The 17,789-nt window shown below is 34.6% G+C and carries 17 protein-coding genes and 1 pseudogene; 5 read left to right on the plus strand and 13 right to left on the minus strand.

Annotated elements, in window-relative coordinates; genetic code table 11:
• Nucleotides 1–236 precede the first annotated feature (236 nt).
• Nucleotides 237–1,715 carry an MDR family MFS transporter gene (locus ACZ76X_RS03485; RefSeq protein WP_479849550.1) on the minus strand — a complete coding sequence of 493 codons (1,479 nt, stop codon included), beginning with the start codon at nt 1,713–1,715 and terminating at the stop codon, nt 237–239.
• 380 nt (nt 1,716–2,095) lie between these two features.
• On the opposite strand from ACZ76X_RS03485, the gene ACZ76X_RS03490 reads away from it, so the two are divergent.
• Nucleotides 2,096–2,689 (plus strand): hypothetical protein, encoded by a 594-nt coding sequence (locus ACZ76X_RS03490; RefSeq protein WP_479849551.1) that lies wholly within the window; start codon nt 2,096–2,098, stop codon nt 2,687–2,689.
• A gap of 184 nt (nt 2,690–2,873) precedes the next feature.
• On the opposite strand, the gene ACZ76X_RS03495 is transcribed toward ACZ76X_RS03490, so the two are convergent.
• From ACZ76X_RS03495 to ACZ76X_RS03505, 3 genes are all read right to left on the minus strand, one after another.
• Nucleotides 2,874–3,578: a YwbE family protein gene (locus ACZ76X_RS03495; RefSeq protein WP_479849552.1), complete on the minus strand. Its 705-nt coding sequence runs from the start codon at nt 3,576–3,578 to the stop codon at nt 2,874–2,876.
• Nucleotides 3,579–3,864: 286 nt separating this feature from the next.
• The gene (locus ACZ76X_RS03500; RefSeq protein WP_479849863.1) at nt 3,865–4,251 is read right to left on the minus strand and encodes a DUF1259 domain-containing protein; all 387 of its coding nucleotides are present in this window, start codon (nt 4,249–4,251) and stop codon (nt 3,865–3,867) included.
• A gap of 297 nt (nt 4,252–4,548) precedes the next feature.
• Nucleotides 4,549–4,710: a hypothetical protein gene (locus tag ACZ76X_RS03505; RefSeq protein WP_029442740.1), complete on the minus strand. Its 162-nt coding sequence runs from the start codon at nt 4,708–4,710 to the stop codon at nt 4,549–4,551.
• 356 nt (nt 4,711–5,066) lie between these two features.
• On the opposite strand from ACZ76X_RS03505, the pseudogene ACZ76X_RS03510 reads away from it, so the two are divergent.
• Both ACZ76X_RS03510 and ACZ76X_RS03515 read left to right on the plus strand, forming a co-directional pair.
• A pseudogene (locus ACZ76X_RS03510) lies at nt 5,067–5,434 on the plus strand (hypothetical protein).
• A 103-nt stretch (nt 5,435–5,537) separates the two neighbouring features.
• Complete coding sequence (locus ACZ76X_RS03515; RefSeq protein ID WP_479849553.1) at nt 5,538–5,915, plus strand: hypothetical protein; 378 nt, start codon at nt 5,538–5,540, stop codon at nt 5,913–5,915.
• Nucleotides 5,916–6,199: 284 nt separating this feature from the next.
• Here ACZ76X_RS03515 and ACZ76X_RS03520 read toward each other — a convergent pair whose 3' ends face one another.
• The 3 genes from ACZ76X_RS03520 to ACZ76X_RS03530 all read right to left on the minus strand — a co-directional run bounded on the left by ACZ76X_RS03520 (nt 6,200) and on the right by ACZ76X_RS03530 (nt 8,609).
• Nucleotides 6,200–6,859 carry a protein kinase family protein gene (locus tag ACZ76X_RS03520; RefSeq protein WP_479849864.1) on the minus strand — a complete coding sequence of 220 codons (660 nt, stop codon included), beginning with the start codon at nt 6,857–6,859 and terminating at the stop codon, nt 6,200–6,202.
• A 326-nt stretch (nt 6,860–7,185) separates the two neighbouring features.
• Complete coding sequence (locus ACZ76X_RS03525) at nt 7,186–8,130, minus strand: acetyl-CoA carboxylase carboxyltransferase subunit alpha (protein ID WP_479849554.1); 945 nt, start codon at nt 8,128–8,130, stop codon at nt 7,186–7,188.
• 32 nt (nt 8,131–8,162) lie between these two features.
• Complete coding sequence (locus tag ACZ76X_RS03530) at nt 8,163–8,609, minus strand: MarR family winged helix-turn-helix transcriptional regulator (protein ID WP_479849555.1); 447 nt, start codon at nt 8,607–8,609, stop codon at nt 8,163–8,165.
• Between the two features lie 933 nt (nt 8,610–9,542).
• Here ACZ76X_RS03530 and ACZ76X_RS03535 point away from each other — a divergent pair.
• Nucleotides 9,543–9,875 (plus strand): DUF1904 family protein, encoded by a 333-nt coding sequence (locus tag ACZ76X_RS03535; RefSeq protein WP_461302001.1) that lies wholly within the window; start codon nt 9,543–9,545, stop codon nt 9,873–9,875.
• Between the two features lie 390 nt (nt 9,876–10,265).
• Here the strand turns inward: ACZ76X_RS03535 and ACZ76X_RS03540 are convergent, their stop codons facing one another.
• The 4 genes from ACZ76X_RS03540 to ACZ76X_RS03555 form a co-directional block, all read right to left on the minus strand.
• Entirely contained in the window at nt 10,266–10,895 is a 630-nt protein-coding gene (locus ACZ76X_RS03540) for a LysE family translocator (RefSeq protein WP_479849556.1), read from the minus strand.
• Between the two features lie 203 nt (nt 10,896–11,098).
• A complete protein-coding gene (locus ACZ76X_RS03545) occupies nt 11,099–11,314 on the minus strand; it encodes a hypothetical protein (protein WP_098671258.1) in 216 nt (71 codons plus the stop codon).
• Between the two features lie 333 nt (nt 11,315–11,647).
• A complete protein-coding gene (locus tag ACZ76X_RS03550) occupies nt 11,648–13,093 on the minus strand; it encodes a L,D-transpeptidase family protein (protein WP_479849557.1) in 1,446 nt (481 codons plus the stop codon).
• Nucleotides 13,094–14,136: 1,043 nt separating this feature from the next.
• Nucleotides 14,137–14,559 carry a hypothetical protein gene (locus ACZ76X_RS03555; RefSeq protein WP_479849558.1) on the minus strand — a complete coding sequence of 141 codons (423 nt, stop codon included), beginning with the start codon at nt 14,557–14,559 and terminating at the stop codon, nt 14,137–14,139.
• A gap of 73 nt (nt 14,560–14,632) precedes the next feature.
• Between ACZ76X_RS03555 and ACZ76X_RS03560 the strand changes: the two genes are divergently transcribed.
• Complete coding sequence (locus ACZ76X_RS03560; RefSeq protein ID WP_479849559.1) at nt 14,633–14,923, plus strand: hypothetical protein; 291 nt, start codon at nt 14,633–14,635, stop codon at nt 14,921–14,923.
• A 167-nt stretch (nt 14,924–15,090) separates the two neighbouring features.
• On the opposite strand, the gene cuyA is transcribed toward ACZ76X_RS03560, so the two are convergent.
• Nucleotides 15,091–16,086: a D-cysteate sulfo-lyase gene (gene cuyA / locus ACZ76X_RS03565; RefSeq protein ID WP_479849560.1), complete on the minus strand. Its 996-nt coding sequence runs from the start codon at nt 16,084–16,086 to the stop codon at nt 15,091–15,093.
• A 371-nt stretch (nt 16,087–16,457) separates the two neighbouring features.
• Nucleotides 16,458–17,696 carry a DUF4073 domain-containing protein gene (locus ACZ76X_RS03570; protein WP_479849561.1) on the minus strand — a complete coding sequence of 413 codons (1,239 nt, stop codon included), beginning with the start codon at nt 17,694–17,696 and terminating at the stop codon, nt 16,458–16,460.
• Nucleotides 17,697–17,789 lie beyond the last annotated feature (93 nt).

A 17,789-nucleotide genomic window follows, 5' to 3' on the forward strand; every position in this document is an offset into this window, starting at 1 on the left:
GTAGTATTAGGAAAAGCAGTAGTTTCTCATATCAATTCAAATAAATAAGTATACTGTGTCGCTAATAAAAAAGGATCTGATATGAATATCAGATCCTTTTTACTATATATAATTATTTCAGTGGTTCTTTTCCAGCTTTAAAGACCAGCGCCTTAGCAGCAGAAATTCGCATTTCTTCATAGTCTAACTAAACAGTAAAAACTTATAAGAATCATGATCTAAAGTTTTATTTTTCTCTACCGATTTAACTTCTCGACAGCTTCCGCACTTGTATCTACACGTTTCACGAAAAAAACTAAAAGTAGTGCAACAATATTCATGCCAAGCGCTACATAGAACGAATATTGAATTCCGGATAATAAAGCCTTCTGAGTTAACATTGCCTTCGTAGCTTCTGTGAAGGTTGTTGGATCTACATCAGCCATTAAACTTTCAGCTTTTGTTTTTGTTACAGAATTCATAATCGTAACAAGAATAGCAGTACCAATTGACCCAGATACTTGTTGAGCTGTATTATTAACAGCTGTACCATGCGGATTTAAGCGAGTTGGCAATTGATTAAGACCATTTGTCATAAGCGGCATCATCACCATCGCCATCCCAAACATCCGCAGTGTGTAAATAAGAATAATATGCGTGTGACTAGAGTCGAGCTGCAGGTTTGCCAGCATATAAGTTGAAACGGCTGTAATGGAAAGTCCTACTATACCAAGAATACGAGGGCCATATTTATCAAATAGTTTACCTGTAATTGGTGACATAATCCCCATGATTACCGCACCTGGAAGCATCATCAGCCCAGAGCTCAGCGGTGAAATACCGCGGACGTTTTGTACATAAGCTGGGGTTAAAATCATACCCGAAAACATGGCCACTGCGTTGACAATTGCAATTACAGACGCAAGTGCAAACATTGGGTACTTGTAAACACGTAAATCCAATAACGGTTCATTCATTTTTAATTGACGTATAATGAAAGCAGTTAAGGCAACAGCGCCTATAATTAAAGTTGTTAAGACCACTTTATTCGTCCAACCATCGGAACTTGCAGAACTGAATCCATACAACAGACCACCAAAACCGAGAGAAGATAATAATAATGAGAGATAATCAAGTTTTGCATTTTTATTTTGCCTCATGACATTCTCCGATTTCCAAATTCCTAACAGTAAGCTAATGATTGCTAACGGTAATATCATTTCAAAAAGCAAACGCCAGTCATAATACTCTACAATATAACCCGATAGTGTCGGTCCAATTGCTGGGGCTGTAATCATAACTAACCCAAAAATCCCCATTGCTGTTCCCCTTTTTTCCCTCGGAAAGCTTACTAGCATAATATTCATTAACAGAGGCCCCATGACTGAAGAACCTGCTGCTTGAACCATTCGGCCAGTCAATAATAAACTAAAGTTAGGTGCTAAAGCCGCTAAGCCTGTACCAAAAATAAAAATCAACATAGATGTAATAAATAAGCTCCTATTGGAGAAGCGGGTTATTAAAAATGCTGATGCTGGAATTAATATACCACTTACAAGCATATACCCTGTAGAAAGCCACTGGATCGTTGAATAATCTTGAATGTCTAAATCCTTCATTATCGATGGCAAAGCTACATTTAAAAGCGAGTTATTTAGAAATGAAACAAATGCTCCAATAAAAAGGATTACAAGCATTAAATATGGCGGCTTTCTTTTATGTAATGTTTCACTCATATATTCATTTACCCCTTCATTATATATTCCATTAATTCGTTTAAATTGTTTTCATATCTGCACAAGAATATATTATCCTTGCAGTATTTTGCCATACTCTTCAACTGGATATTCTCTTTTTAGTAATTCTACTTGCTCAACATAACATTTTTAAATCTTTTTTATTGATTAAACCTTTATAAACGCGTTTGCTAACCAAAATTAGGCTACATTTTGAAGTGGAGTTGTCTTATTGCCCACAAATAGTAGGATAAATCAACTAAACCTACACCCATTCCTCTAAATACAGGCTTGTAAATCTAGTTATGTAACCATCCATAAAAAGGAATATTACATAGGCTAAGTCTAACATTACATTTTTAAAGTGAGGGAATAAACTTATGTACCAATATTGGTATTTGAATTCAGAGGGCAACAGTGAGCAATATACGAACCAAATTGCAATTTCATCATTATATTTACAGCCCCAAATCACTAAGGCTGAGGGAATGAATGATTTGAAGATTCCTGAGAATTGGAGTTGTCGAGGCTATCCATTTGGTTGGGATTCGCCAACCTATTATACGGGTTTCAATCCTCAAACTCCTCCCTTCTCTTTAGGTCAGCCAATCCATTATGCAGGGATGATGCCACAAGGACATCCCGCTAATTGGACGCCATTACAAGGCCATGTAGGTAATTTCCAAAAAACTCCCTTACCCTGGGCCCAACCATTCAATCATGCAGGGATGTTCGCACAAGGTCATCTCCCCGCTTTACTATCGCCACCAGCTAAAGCTTTTAAATTTAATACCAATAATAACTGGGGTATTTTTGGAAATCCTCCAGGATGGGGAGGACAGGTAAGTCCTATGGGATGGGGGAATAACGGTCAGCCAGGAATGTTTGGAAACTTACTTACATTAGGAAAAGGCACCATGAATGGAATCGGTATGCTTAGTAGTCTAATGAGTATGGGGAAGTTCTTCTTTTAATTCATTAGAACGGGAGGATAGATCCATAACTCAAACATGCCCTTCAATGTATGTATTGTATGGTTCCAGTACTCCCTCCAAGTTCGTTTCCCTTCCTTTCAAATTACAAAAAACCGATTCCTTTACGAAAGAACCGGTTTTTTGTAATGTTTATTTCTTTGCAAAGTAGTCAAATCTTTTTTCACTAATTAACACTTTGAACACGGCCAATTTGTCCATCTTGTAATCGAACTTTAATGCCGTATGTATGTGTTTCACTATGTGTCAAAATGTCTTTCACAACACCACTTACAGTTTTACTATAGTCATTATCTAATTGAATAACTACATGTGAACCAACTGAAATTTGTGATCTTGTTGGTTTCCCACCAGTTGCTTGTGTTGTTTTTTCTTGTTTTTGCGTTCTCTCTTGCTGTATAGACTGTTGTTGCTGAGTCTTCTGCTCTTGTTGTTTACGTTCTTCTTCTACTCTTTGCTGCTCTTCTTGCTTACGCTTTTCTTCTTCTACTCTTTGCTGCTCCTCTTGCTTATACTTCTCTTCTTGCTTATACTTCTCTTCTTCTGCTCTTTGTTGTTCTTCTTGCTTGCGCTTCTCTTCTTCTGCTCTTTGTTGTTCTTCTTGCTTGCGCTTCTCTTCTTCTGCTCTTTGTTGCTCTTCTTGCTTACGCTTCTTTTCTTCTGCTCTTTGTTGTTCTTCTTGTTTACGCTTCTCTTCCTCTACTCTTTGCTGCTCTTCTTGCTTACGTTTTTCTTCCTCCGCTACTTTTTTATCTTCATCTATTTTTTGCTCATCTGATGCTACTTTTACTTTTTCTTCATCACCTTTACAAGCACTTATAGCCATTACACACAAGCTCATAAGTACACATAATAACAATTTCTTTAACATTTAAAAATCCTCCTATATATACATTACAAATCAATAACTTTCATAGCATAACAAAAGTATATGTATTTCTTTGTCGCAATTTGTCGTATATATGTAATTTCTACTAAAAGACTGACTCTATAATAAAAGCGAAGATTATTATATCGATTCGTGCACAGAAATTACGTTCGTTTGCTAGTCAATTAGACTTAATTAATGAAACAAAAGGAAAAACATTCATCTTATGCATAAAAGGATCTTTCAATTGAAGATCCTTTTCTATTGCACATTTAACTAAAAAAATCGGTTAACTACATAACGCTCTTCTAACTTTCCTTGCAAAACTTAGCGGATCATCAACATCTTCAATATTAACGTAAATCAAATTTGGATCATCACATAACCACTCATTGTGTATAGACGAAACGATTATTCCTTGTTTAATAATTGTAGCAACAAATCCATTGACTTCCTTCTGCAAGAGCGCTACACGTCCTAGACATAATGCACGTCCAGTTTTATTATCTCGTGATTCAAACGAGAAAGAAGTTGTTACTCTAAAACGTTTTCCTAAAATAGTTGCTTGTATTTCATCCCGATTTATTGTTGCCACACATTTCCCACCGGCGAATCCTTCTTGACCACCGATAATTCTTGCAAACTGTTGACAAATTAATTCATCATTAAACGCCATATCTTGAATCATCCCCCCTTTTACTGTTAGGTTATGAATGAATACTTAAGTCTGAAACGGTAATGAATCTATACTATTACAAAAAAGATTATCGGAATCTAACGAAGTCTATTATATGGTAAGGCATTTTTAAAAAGCATAAAAAAAACACCCTAAGGTGCCATACTCCAACTCGAGAATCATATCTATGTATGGAGAAATTTAGAAAAGAGAAGGTTCTAACTATAATTTATAAAGCTATTATGCCATGTATTACATACATATTTCCTTATTTACCGGAAGCAGAATCCGGTTATATTACTTTCTAATCAGTCTCGTTAAAGCCATCCCAAGAAATCCAGCTCCCATTCCTATTAGCCATCCTGTTTGGGCATTCCCTAACATAGACCCTACTCCTCCGCCAAGAAACATGCAGCCAACGAATACTAATCCTCCAATTCCCCAATTCGGCCGTTCCATAGTTCAATCACATCCCTTCCATAAAACATATGCGATTAACTAGCCTAACTTTCTTGCATGGGATAGTTAATTATTTTGCTTATGTTTAGCACTTTCAGGGCATTCAAAAGATGCGGAGATTGAGTCATTTGAATAAATTACAGAAGGAGAATTTCATTTTTTCATATTAAATAACTTAAGAGTGTGTTTCACAATTTCCGACTCACCCACCGCTATCCAGATCAGATAAGAAAGCAGAAACGAAAATTATATGCATCATTGACTACTGTTAATGAGACGTTACGTTAACCTCACATGAAGACCCTATCCATCCAAATTTATACAAAGTTATTCTTGCTGATAGTACAATTAAAATCATGGAGGGATATTATGGGAATTTTTTTATAATAACACTACTTCTTATAAACGGCACTGCAATATTCTTATTTTTTTGTCTGTTTCACCAAAAATTAAGGCTAAAAACCTATCTTCAATAATGATCTGTTTAGGGATAAATTTAATCATAATTCCAGCGGCTTTTCTTATAGGTGGGATAGCTGATTATGCAGGTGTAGCGGCTAATTATGGGGCTTATTTCGCGGGTGAGTCGGCAACAGCTCCTCCTCCCGTTAGTCGTGCACTTTATTTTTTGGGAGGATTTCTCTTTATTCAGGGAATACCGCTGCTCATACTACTTGCAGCTTTTTGGAAGTTTGCTAGAGCAAAGAAAATAAAACAAGTATAGAAGGTTGAGTGGATACTTTTTAGAGTAGGGATTCGCTTTTTTCTCGCTACCAATAATAGGATTTCATGTCATACAATGGAGTTAATCTTAGAAAACTGTGAGGATGATTACGTTGATAAAATTTGTAATTAGTTATGCTGCAAGTCTGTTTGCTTTTATTTTTGGATGGTTCTTGATTTCATATATTTCTCATCCTAGCTTTATTCACCCGAACGTTGTATTAGGATTCATTAACACGATCTTCACTTATGGCAGTATACCAGCTCTTATAGCTTGTCTAATCGGGGAAGTGTTATACAGGAAAATCAAGCGATGTAGAGAATTTCAATTTGGAATTCCTGTATTTATAGGACAAGCAGTTATCTATACACTTATACCATTTCTTTTTCTTTTTTCTTTTAATTTTTCCCATTTCTTTTATTTCGTTGCACCTGTTATTATGGGGGCCTTATCTTTTTATTTCGTACGTCGAAAAATATAATTAACTTCAAGAGTGTGGCAAATAGAATCCGGAGTAGTAAAACCACACTGTATAACCAAACAGAGCTCAAATAACGCATCAATTCTTGCGAAATAAACAAAAAAAAGAATAGAGGGTTTGAGGAAGAAAATAAGTAATTGCGTGAAAAAGAAAATGTAAAGCTTACTGATTACTTCATAAAGTTATAAAATTAGGACCGTACATATTAGACATATCTAAAATGTACGGTCCTTTTGTTTACTAGTGGTTCACTTATCTAACCTATAGATAAGTATGTGGTCCTTTTACCATTTAAATTTCTTTTTAAACTGCTTATATTTTCTATACGAACGTCTAACAATGTTTAACATAAAATACGGTATTTTAATAGGGAAAGGGAATTTATAAATGAAGGGCAAATAAATTGTAAAATATGCCTTTTCTAGGTCTCTCCACTTACTATCTTCTTTTGTTTTTAAGAAATCAGATACATCGACTACATATCCTCTTCCGTTTTCCATCATCACATTTTTCCCGTGAACGTCACAAGGAGTTAATCCTTGTGCCCTTGCATACTCTAAAGCTTCATTGATATCAAGGATTACCTGTTTAGGAATTTTAATCCCCTTATGAATAGCATCGTATAAGGTAATTTCTTTTAAACGTTTCAATACTATGAAATTTTCTCCTTTATATATAAGCTTCGAATAAGAAGGATGATTTCCGATTCTTCGGTATACTTCTGACTCTTTTTCAATTCCTTCTCCTTCTCGCGCGTAAACTTTCACTACCCAATCTTTATATTCTTTATGCATAAATACTGCGGCATAATTCCCCATCCCTAAACACTTCCAAAGTCTAGGAATATCTTTAACTACTACAGGCTCGAATTCATCCTCACTTCTTATGCTTACCTCTTTTAATAATTCATCCTTTATCAATCCCACAAAACTGTTTATACTCATCATTTCCACTCCGGTTTTGCTAAAAATGGACCCACCCCATTGCCATCAACCTAAGCCTTTGAGATACCCCCATACCGAAATTCCTACATTTTTACAGTTATTTGTGAGAATTCAGCTCATTTTTTCGTTTTGGGGAACAATCAATTTCTTAAATTGATGGGTATGTGATAATGCTTCCATTTGAACAAATTTTCCTTTTCCATACCGATCATACACTTTTTGTAGTGTAATAGTATCAGCATATCCCAGTTTAAGAGGTTATTTGCAAAATTTTTAGAATTTTTTTACGATAATCCTCCGAAATGTAATACGGACTTTAAATATTTTCATTTATAATTCTCTATTTGTCTATACTTTTCATACCGCTGTTGTATAAGCTCTTCCGAGGATAATAGTATCAATTTTTTTAGAGATGATTCGATTACAGATTCAATCACTTTTGCCTGTGATTTTATATCATTTTGTGCTCCACCTTTAATTTCAGGAATGATTTCATCAATAATTCCTAAATGTTTTAAATCTTTTGCTGAAATTTTCATATGTTCAGCAGCTTCTGGAGCATACTTAGCGTCCTTCCATAGGATAGATGCTGCTCCTTCTGGCGAAATTACCGAGTACCATGAATACTCTAACATATGGATATGGTTACCGACACTAATGCCAAGAGCTCCACCACTTGATGCCTCTCCAATTACAATACAAACAATTGGCACTTTAAGTGTAGCCATTTCAAATAGATTTCGAGCTATCGCTTCAGAAATCCCACGTTCTTCAGACCCTTTCCCTGGATAGGCGCCTATTGTATCAATAAATGTAATAATAGGGCGATTAAATTTATTAGCTTGTTTCATAAGTCTTAGCGCTTTTCTATAACCTTCTGGATGTGCCATTCCAAAATTTCTTTCTATATTTTCCTTTGTATTTCTACCTCTTTGATGACCAATAACCGTAACGGGCATCCCTTTAAATTTTGCAATACCACCTATCATTGCTTTATCATCACCATATAATCGATCACCATGAAGTTCGAGAAAGTTTGTAAACAATAAAGGTATATAGTCCAATGTGGTGGGCCGGTTACGTATCCTTGCAATTTGAACTCGTTGAAAAGGTGTAATATTAGAATAAATTTTATCTTGCATTTTATTTAAACGTTTTTCTAATACATGAATTTCTGGCGATAAATCTACATTATTTTCTTTCATAATTTTCTTTAATTCATCAAATTTCTCTTTTAATTCAATAATAGGACGTTCAAAATCCAAACTCATTTTACCCTCCAAATGTTATGATTTACCTCAATCTAATCAAGAGGCTTAGAAATAGAATTAATAAATAATTCAAAACCATCCACAACTATTTTTTGTTCTGATTCTGATAAATTATTGAGAATACTTTGATAAAATGTAATGGATTGCTCTCTTAAGCAATTAACAGTTATGTGACCTTTTTCTGTGAGGTGCAGAAAAAGTTCTCTTCTATTTTTTTCATTTACTTCACGATAAATAAGCCCCTTTTTTACTAACTTATCTACCAACCTACTTACAGTTGAAGTCTCTAATCTAAGTTTATTGGATAGTTGCCAAACAGTTAATTTTTCCACCTCTAGTTCCTCTAACGCCATCATTTGAGAAGTTGGTAAAGGTTTTTCAAATGGTCCATTGGACAAATTTTGAGATTCAAAAACCCCAGTTATTATAATCATTTTCTTAATATCTGTTCTTAGTTTTAAGGCATCTTCTCTTTTCAAATAGTTCACCCTCCTACAACTAATGTATCATACATCAATTGTATTATACATGAATATGTTTTTTCACAAGCTTAACGTAAGCCAATATTACAACATGGACGAGATATTTCTTCTTGTTAAAATGGTATAAGTGGATTGTTTTCTACAAATGGCAGAACATCAATTATGTATCAGGGGCCTTTATGGGGGACCGCTCATCGCAATCAAGCTAAGAAAATAAAACTACCAAAAAACGAAAATTTTGTGATAACTTGTAACAAAAAACTCATAATTTTTTGGGGGAGTTCTAAATTCTTAAGTTGATGGGTATGGACTATATATCCTATCTATACAAATATTGTCTACATAACGCATTATTATCAGTAGCAAGGACAAGGAGGCGCCTTCCCCTTACAAGGAAGCCTCTTTTCTTTGTTCTATCAATCTATGCATTTTTTTATACATTCCTATCCCGGCACGGTTTTAGGATTCTTTTTTGTTGTTGGATAAATAAAAAACTGTATTAAATTTTGCATGCTCCTAGATGTCACTATATATGAACACTACGTATTTGACTTTCTCAATGACCAACATTGCTTAACGTGGTAAAATAGCATTCGGATAGGAATCCAATGTTATTAAAATTAAATTGGTTATCAAGTCGGAGGAAGGCATCTTAGGGTGTCTTTTCTTTTTAAAATATATAAGCGTACTATCCCTTTCCTAACAGAGGACTCCCCCAATGCCTCCTTACAGGGAGAATGATAAGGATTTTTTTATTTACCCAATTACCGAGCTCTCAAATGTTTTAAATAGTTACAATACACGTATTGCTTCAATAACATATGATTATTTTTAAAAATGTCATTGAAATATACCAATAGATGTTAGTGCAGTAAAATAAATTGTGTTATGATGTGAGCAAATATAAAGCTATCTAACGGAGGGATTCATATGCCACATGTTGTATTTCGTGGAATTACTACTGAACAATTAAAACGCATAAGCAAGCCATTAGTAGAAGAGCTCGCAGAGATTTGTGAGTGTGGCACGGATAATTTTACGTTGGAACTACCAAGTTCTACGTTTGTATTCAATGGAGAAGAAATAGAAGCGTTTCCTCTTATTGAAGTGAAATGGTTCGAGCGTGGACAGGAAATTCGTGATCGATTTGCCAAGGCCATTACTACATATGTAATGGATTTTGGAATTCCAGAAGTAGAGGTTGTATTTACGGTTTTCACAGAATCAGCGTATTATATTAACGGGAAGCATTGTGCAAGTTAGAGCTATTTGAAAGATTTTTGTACGGTTTATTAGGGGTAGAACCACATTGCCATCAAGCTTAGAAAAGCGAATATCCAAACACAAAAAATGAAATCTATTCTCATAGACAACTAACTGTGAAGAAATAAAGTGAAACTTTAATCATTGGGGGGTCATCCCCACTGATTATCAGCCCTCACCAAGTGGGCATTAACGGGCAGTTGATCCCCCACCTAACTTCTTTGCTTCCGCTGAATTTTGAGGTGGGGGTCTTACTGCACGTTAATGCGGGATAAATTTTTGATAAAGCAAAAAGCCCCTTCCAATTGAAGGGACTTTTTAGTATATAGAAATTAGCTTACACCCGAGGTAACATCTCTTGAATGGGGGGCATTTTTATATTATTCAGGTTTATTGTGGAGCCTTCGTTTGAAGCAATTTTAACCCCATACCAATAAAAATGATCCCTGTTACTTTATTTAGAATCATTCCTACCTTTTGATTTCCTCTTAATTTTTTTGTGACATATGAAGAGAAAAAAGCAACAAATAAACACCACAATAGTCCAGTTACTGTAAAAGTAATTCCTAAAATGATAAAAGGCATAGGACCTGAAGCCTTTGTATCTATAAATTGCGGAAGAAATGCAATAAAGAATAAAGAGACTTTTGGATTCGTAAGACTTGTTAAAAGTCCTTGTAAGTATATCTTTCCAATGTTCAATTTATTGGATGAGGCTTGAAAAGCTACATTGGTCTTATCAAGTATCATTTTAATTCCTAAATATACAAGATAAATAACACCTATAACCTTAATGGTGTTAAATAATATAATGGATTTTGTAAGTATAATAGACAAACCAAAAGCAACCAATAACGTATGAACTAAAGAACCAGTAATAATACCAAAAACAGAATACACACCTGCTTTTCTACCTTGTGAAATACTTCTCCCCACAATATACATGGTGTCTGCACCAGGAATTAGATTTAGTAGAATCCCTGTTAATAAAAACACTTCATAATTAATAATACCGTACATTCTAGCACCCCTATCTATTTTTTTGGTGCCCTTATTGATATTAAATGAAATAAAAGAAAAAGAACAGTATTTTCTATTTATTCAATAAAATTATCGCGTTTTTGATTTATAACCAGTAAAACTGATGGCGTGTATCATTCGTATTGCGGACCCCCTTATTGAATAAGTAAACCCCCAGAAATCCAAAGGTTTCTGGGGGTTCATTATATATTTAGCTCTTTTTGTTTTTTGTTTTGTTTATGTCTATACAACAATTTTCGGCTTATGAGAGAAATCAGTAATAAGACCAGTATTAGTACGAAAAGTTGCATAAATGATAAATCAAAATATTTAGCACCTGTAACGATTAACAGTGTTGAAATTGTACCTTTTACAATGAAAAAAATAATAATCCATAATCCGCCTTTTTTCCAGTTCATTTTTCTATTACCCTTTCCTACGTTTAAATTATTAAATGGGACAACTTATTAGAAATCTATTATATGAATAAAAAAGTCATGTCTAATTAAATGCAATGATTCCATAATAAGTGAAAATGATATTCAATGTCAATTTTATTGACTTTTGGAATACCTGTTACTTCATCCCAACCTCTTCCTACTTTGTTTCTTATAAGCAATGAACTCTTGTTTTCAAATAAAAACACCTCCATTGAATTTACATACTTCGTATGCAAATTCAAGAGGTGTTTTTTTCCTATACCGTCAAGTAAGATTTCCCGCTTTATTTATTTCTTGATACGTAGCTATTTTCTAGTACACAATAACTGGATCATACGTGTTCAAACTATCATATACAGTTTTTGCAACGTTAGGCATAAGGTTTACACACCCGCCAGATCCCCCTGTTAAATAGGCGTTATTTCCCCAGTCTTTTCGCCAGCCAGCATCATGGAATCCTTGACCGCTATTTGTGAATGGAACCCAGTAATCTACTTTCACTGCATAATCAGCTTTCCCTACTGCACTACCTCTTAGCGTGTATGGAGTTCGTTTATATAAAACGTACCATACACCTGGGGATGTATCTTCACCCGTGCTATGTTTACCCGTTACTACATTTGTTGTGACAACTAATTTCCCATCTTTATAAATCCAAATTTGCTGATCTGCAATGGAAACTTCTGCATATGTGTCTCCGATACCATTATTCGATGTTGTTTTATAACCAATCCCTTCCTTCTCCCAACCATTCCCGTGAATATTAGAAGCAGAAAGTGATTTTTCGCCTTTCTCAAAAGCTTGTTGAACTTGTTTTGTTTCTTTTTCCACATCTAGTGCCCAGCCATATCCTTGTCCCTTTACTGAAATAACCGAGCCAGAATGTGTTTTAAAAGCGAAGTCTTTATGTAATGTAGATTTAGCCTTATTAATTTCAGCAACCTTATTCTTAATGTCGCTCGCATCGATTGTTACTTTCATATCCTTTGACATAGTAGCATTTTGAATTAAATCTTTTGCTTTTAATGAATACACTTCATCCTGCACTTTATAATCAACAGACTGCGTAAGAAGATTTTGTAATGCTTTCTCTTCTTTTTTGATGATTGGATCATCTTCTTTAATAGGTTGTATGTATGCAGACTTTAAATGAATTTCGCTTTTATGCTTCTGCTTATCGTAATCTTTTAATAGATTCGTTACGTCATACTGTTTTCCATCAACGCTCTTCGAAATAACAACTTTTCCTTGTTCGAGCTTCGCCATAGCATCTTGAGGCGCTTTTAACTTTTCGTTCATAGAAACAAGCTTTTCTTCCACAAGTTTTTTCATCGTTTCACTACGATACTGATCTACTTCTTTCGGTAGCAATGAATAATCTTTTTCCTTTGCGGAAGGGAAAAATGTCCACTGGCTTTTTAATAGTTTCTTAACTTGTGGCAAATCTTTTTCCGTTAGCTCTGTTTTTGTATCTTGTTCATCTAAAATTTGTTGTTGATCAATATAGACTTTGTTTGCTAATCCAGATGTTTTTAATTTCTGTATTGCCTGATCAGCGCTCAAACCACCGACTTTTGTATCGTTAATCGTAACATTCGAATTGAAGTGAGTTGCCTGATAATAACTCAGCCCCCCAATTAGAAGTGCAACTACACCGACACCCGCTGCGATTAGCTTCCAATTTGTAAAACGTTTTTTTGATCTTACCCGTTTTTTCTCAACTTCTTCAACAGATTCATTTACTGAATTATTGTTCATCAATCTTTCCCCCGTATACATAAACGTCAATTGATTTTAAACCAAAACCATTGATTAGTGTACCTTATTTTTCCTGAAATTTCATTGTTTTTAACTAAGTTTTATTCCATTTAATCGATTAAAGTTAGATTTTTTAATAGAAAGATATATAAACATGGTAGATAAAGTGAAAAAAGACCACACCAATCGAGTTATTACATGCCTCCACATTTCCTGAATTTTGAAGGATGATATTTAACTTAGCAAAATAATTTTCAGAAAGTTTAAGTTAAAGACAAGCAACATAGAATGCCTCCTATTTATGAAAAATATCCACAAAAAAGGTTCTACATGTAGACTCCTTTTGGTGAATATTTTATTAATTTAAATGCGAACTATGCATCCCGCTTTTCACCAAGTTTCACAAACTCTACTATCGGCCTAACTAATTTCACCTTATAATCTTTATCATCAACAATTTCAAGATTCTTTAAACTATTATATATGTTTGTACCACGCTTTATTGATACGTTTAATCTTTACAGGTGTTGAAGTTTTAGACTCATCCTTTGTTGCAACCCTATTATTAGAACATCCTGCAATAGTGAGGCAGCATGTAGTCAATACAACCAATAATATTATTTTTTTCAAATAGCCACTCTTCAAATAGTCACTCCTATATAAACGAAATATTATATTAAGAAAATCAAACATAACATCGAATCTTTCTAAAAACAATATATTTCCTCGGTTTATTATTCATTGACGGATTAATGGACACATTAATCCGCATATAAAGTGAAACTTTAATCAGCCCTCACCAATCGGGCTTTTACGGGCAGCCCGATCCCCACCTAACTTCTTTGCTTCCGCTAAATTTTGAGGTGGGGTCTTACTGCCCGTTAATGCGGGATAAACGTAAAACCTCATGCACATCAAGTCAATTTCCATTTTATCCGATTCTCAATATTTATTCCAATATAAATATATAGCTATAATTATTGAAAACTAATTATCTCTCAAAATGAAAAATACGAACTGAATTCCTATAACCCTATATACGTTTATTCAGCTAACTTCTCCCCTGTAACAATCCGAAACAAAGTGGCTGCATACTTTCCTTCTAATTGAGCGTACCGATTATCCCCCGCCTTAATTTCTATTTTATCCTTATTCGTGCTTATCCAAATTTGATACAAAACAGCTTTCGCCTCTATTTTCGAATTTTTAAATTGAAAAGTAAAGTGATAATCCGCTGGACGAGACATTTCCACTTTTTTATTTTCAAAAGTAGTATCATTTAACATTTTCTTTACTTGCAACACTTCATTATTATGTTTCAGTACTTTAAGATCTTCATATTCATTATCACCAATATGTTTTTGCACTTCGATTCTTTGACCTTCATTTTCTAGTGTATTTGAACAGCCGGTTATTATGAATATGCAGATACTAATAAAAACAAGAGACCAATGTCTAACTTTCATATGAATACCCTCTTTTCAATACAAAATATCTTACATTGTAAAATAAATAATAAAGAGGAAGGAGTGTCGTTCCATGCAGGTAAAAACATATAGTTGGAAAAGTTATACGTTTCTTCTTGTAAGTATATTCGTTACTATTAATCTCTTTCTCTTCACACCTATTTTAGACAGATTTGGAGTAGAATATGTTGTGCCTTTCGCCTATTGCATATTAGCTTCCGCTGTTATAGCAATAATACTATCAGTTATCTCTTTGGGGAGCCGAGCTGAGAAGAAAATTTTAGCCATTATCGGTTTATGTTTTACTCTATTTAACACAGCAATTATTTTATTTTTCCTTTGGTTTGGTTACCATTTCACTTAATTGAAATATAAATAAACTCCATAAGCCACAAATAAAATTAGTAAAATAGCAATGCTGAGTATCGTTTATATAATCCAATTTACATTTGAACTCATATACGCTCTCCTCACCTCCCGAAAATTCCATTATATAACAAAAAAGCATTGGATACCCAATGCTTTTCACACTTACGCAAATAGAGATGTATTCGCATATAAAGCTGGTGAACCACCTGAATGTACGAATAAAATGTTGTCTTCTTTATTAAATGTACCTTTTTTAATTAAGTCAATTAGTCCAGCTACTGCTTTACCTGTATACACTGGATCGAGTAAAATACCTTCTGTTTTCGCAAGTAATTGCACTGCTTCCACCATTTCTGGCGTTGGTAATGCGTAACCTGGTCCTACATATTCATCAAAGCATGTGACAGCTTCGCGTGAGATAAAGTTCGGAATACCAACGTGAGCTGCCGTTTCCTCTACAAGTTTTGCTACTTTCTTTTCTTGTTCTGCTTTTCCTCTACTTACATTGATTCCTATTACAGGAATGTTACTTTGTGTTCCAGAAAAACCAGTAATTAAACCAGCGTGCATACCGCCGCTACCGCTTACGCAAACGACTGAACTGAAATCAATTCCTTGATCAAATGATTGCGCCATAATTTCTTGCGCACAAGCAACGTATCCCATTGCACCAGTAGGATTTGATCCACCAACTGGTATTACATATGGTGTATTACCTTTTTCACTAACTTCTTTCGCGACTTTATGCATCTCTTCCATAAGATCTGCTCCGTTTGGTACAACAATTACATTTTCAGCACCTAGTAAATGATATAAGAAATAGTTTCCGTTAAAGTCTCGCTTCTCTTCTGGCTCAAGCCCTTCTTCTAATACAAGAATACATTTCATTTTTTCTTTTACCGCAGCTGCAAGTGTTAGACGACAATGATTGGACTGTATACCACCAGCTGTAATTAACGTATCCGCACCTTTTGCCTGTGCATCCGCAACTAGAAACTCTAACTTTCTCGTCTTATTACCACCAGCTGTTAAACCAAGTAAATCATCTCGTTTAAAATAAATAGTCGGCCCACCAAGTGCCTCAGAAAAATTGTTTAATTTCTCAATTGGTGTATATGACTCTGTATATTTTTTTCTCGGAAATTTAGCTAAATTCATGAATAACGCTCCTTTGTACTTCTTTCACAATGTATGTAACGATACTATTATTACATGTAAAAATGATGAAGTCACCTTTCTGGGGTAAAAATGTATTGGAATTCGGTTTTGGTGAATGGAATTGTATTAAAGGTTTTATCTTCAATACGGTACATGAAATTATAATAATGATTTTAACCTTATTACGGTACATGAAATTTATATCGACGGTTTTTCAAATATATCGTTCATAACTTGAAATATATCAACGATTTTTTCAATATATCAACGATTTTTTCAATATATCGACGATTCGACATAAGATATCGACTTACCGACAAAAAGCGACAAAGAAAAAAGAGCCCACTCATAAAAAAGTAGGCCCTTACCAATCACTTATTTGCCGAAAATCGAAGTAGCTGCGTTAATCCTGGTTCTAAATTCATTTCGCCTTTATGTCGTACGTATACAGTCTTTTTCCCATCAAATTTTGGAGGATTTCCTGGATTATACTTCAGCCACTCGTTCGTTCCTTCTACAGAGTACTCCATATACTCCGTTGCACCGATGATTACATTTTTACTATCATCTGCCGTTACATTTGGTGCCATTTGTGTGGCCTTCGCATCACTAATTAATAGCTTCTTTATATCCTTATCACGTTTATAATCGTAAGCTGTTACGATTACATCATTACCGTATGCCTTCACTTGCAGCCCTTGTTTAAATGAATAGCCATCAGGAGCAGCCTTCTCTCCGCCATTTGGTCCGGCTGACATCCAGCCCGTTTCAATTCCGCCTGTATTTACTACAGTAAATCCTTTTTTATCTCCGCCTGCAATTTTCTTTTTACCAGCCCAGTCTGGCAAGTTTAAATCCCAATGCGTGTGACTCGTGAAGAAAACAACTTGCGGATAGTCTTTTAATATATCATACAACTTATCGACGTTTAAATAATCTTGTAAGTACGGTGATTGTCTCGATCCAGATACTGTATCAGGTAAAACATGATGAGAGAAAATGAAGATCGGCTTATTTTTATCTTTTTGGCTATATTCTTCTAAATTTTGTTTTAACCAATCTAATTGCTCATCACTCATATATACTTCATCCCACATTTTTGAATCGTGGTATTTCATATATTTTTCCGTTCCTAAAAATAAAAGCGGATAACCGTCTAATTCTTTTTTATGATATACCTTTTCTTGCCCGCTAAATTGTAAGTAGCGGTTGAATAGCGTTTCCTCCGTTACACCATTTGGCCATGTACTTTGAGATAGCTTCCCATCAGCTGTCCATTTACCAGCATAAAACTCATGATTCCCAACAGTTGACCATACATTTTCTGGATGCTTATTTTTGTTTAGCACACGCTTTACATCATCATATTGTGACTGCTGTCCCGTTGGCGTTATATCCCCATTCATAATAAGCGCTCTAGAAAGTGGTGTCACTTTGTTCATATCTTTTAATACGTGATCAAAATCCCCTAAATCCCCTTGAATATCACTAATCACATTAAAAGTTGTAGCTGATTTTCGAACTTGCTCTTGCTCTTTCCCTTCCGCATGTGCTGAAAACGTCGGCAATAATGCCGCCATAACTGCTAACGAAGCAACTGTCTTTTTCATACAAATTCTCCCCTTAATAATAGAATGTACAAACTGACATGTTCTGCTTTCTCTTAGGTGCTTGTCCAATTCACATTATAAGGAGGGATTGTA

The organism is Bacillus sp. BC05(2025), from assembly GCF_056725905.1.

Bases quoted from the DNA above. Each gene is read 5' to 3' on its own strand.
- ACZ76X_RS03495 (WP_479849552.1), bottom strand. From the start codon at position 3,578: ATGTTAAAGAAATTGTTATTATGTGTACTTATGAGCTTGTGTGTAATG.
- ACZ76X_RS03550 (WP_479849557.1), bottom strand. From the start codon at position 13,093: ATGAACAATAATTCAGTAAATGAATCTGTTGAAGAAGTTGAGAAAAAA.
- ACZ76X_RS03525 (WP_479849554.1), bottom strand. From the start codon at position 8,130: ATGAGTTTGGATTTTGAACGTCCTATTATTGAATTAAAAGAGAAATTT.
- ACZ76X_RS03545 (WP_098671258.1), bottom strand. From the start codon at position 11,314: ATGAACTGGAAAAAAGGCGGATTATGGATTATTATTTTTTTCATTGTA.
- ACZ76X_RS03505 (WP_029442740.1), bottom strand. From the start codon at position 4,710: ATGGAACGGCCGAATTGGGGAATTGGAGGATTAGTATTCGTTGGCTGC.
- ACZ76X_RS03535 (WP_461302001.1), top strand. From the start codon at position 9,543: ATGCCACATGTTGTATTTCGTGGAATTACTACTGAACAATTAAAACGC.
- ACZ76X_RS03560 (WP_479849559.1), top strand. From the start codon at position 14,633: ATGCAGGTAAAAACATATAGTTGGAAAAGTTATACGTTTCTTCTTGTA.
- ACZ76X_RS03515 (WP_479849553.1), top strand. From the start codon at position 5,538: ATGATTACGTTGATAAAATTTGTAATTAGTTATGCTGCAAGTCTGTTT.
- ACZ76X_RS03520 (WP_479849864.1), bottom strand. From the start codon at position 6,859: ATGAGTATAAACAGTTTTGTGGGATTGATAAAGGATGAATTATTAAAA.
- ACZ76X_RS03555 (WP_479849558.1), bottom strand. From the start codon at position 14,559: ATGAAAGTTAGACATTGGTCTCTTGTTTTTATTAGTATCTGCATATTC.
- ACZ76X_RS03490 (WP_479849551.1), top strand. From the start codon at position 2,096: ATGTACCAATATTGGTATTTGAATTCAGAGGGCAACAGTGAGCAATAT.
- ACZ76X_RS03500 (WP_479849863.1), bottom strand. From the start codon at position 4,251: ATGGCGTTTAATGATGAATTAATTTGTCAACAGTTTGCAAGAATTATC.
- cuyA (WP_479849560.1), bottom strand. From the start codon at position 16,086: ATGAATTTAGCTAAATTTCCGAGAAAAAAATATACAGAGTCATATACA.
- ACZ76X_RS03540 (WP_479849556.1), bottom strand. From the start codon at position 10,895: ATGTACGGTATTATTAATTATGAAGTGTTTTTATTAACAGGGATTCTA.
- ACZ76X_RS03570 (WP_479849561.1), bottom strand. From the start codon at position 17,696: ATGAAAAAGACAGTTGCTTCGTTAGCAGTTATGGCGGCATTATTGCCG.
- ACZ76X_RS03485 (WP_479849550.1), bottom strand. From the start codon at position 1,715: ATGAGTGAAACATTACATAAAAGAAAGCCGCCATATTTAATGCTTGTA.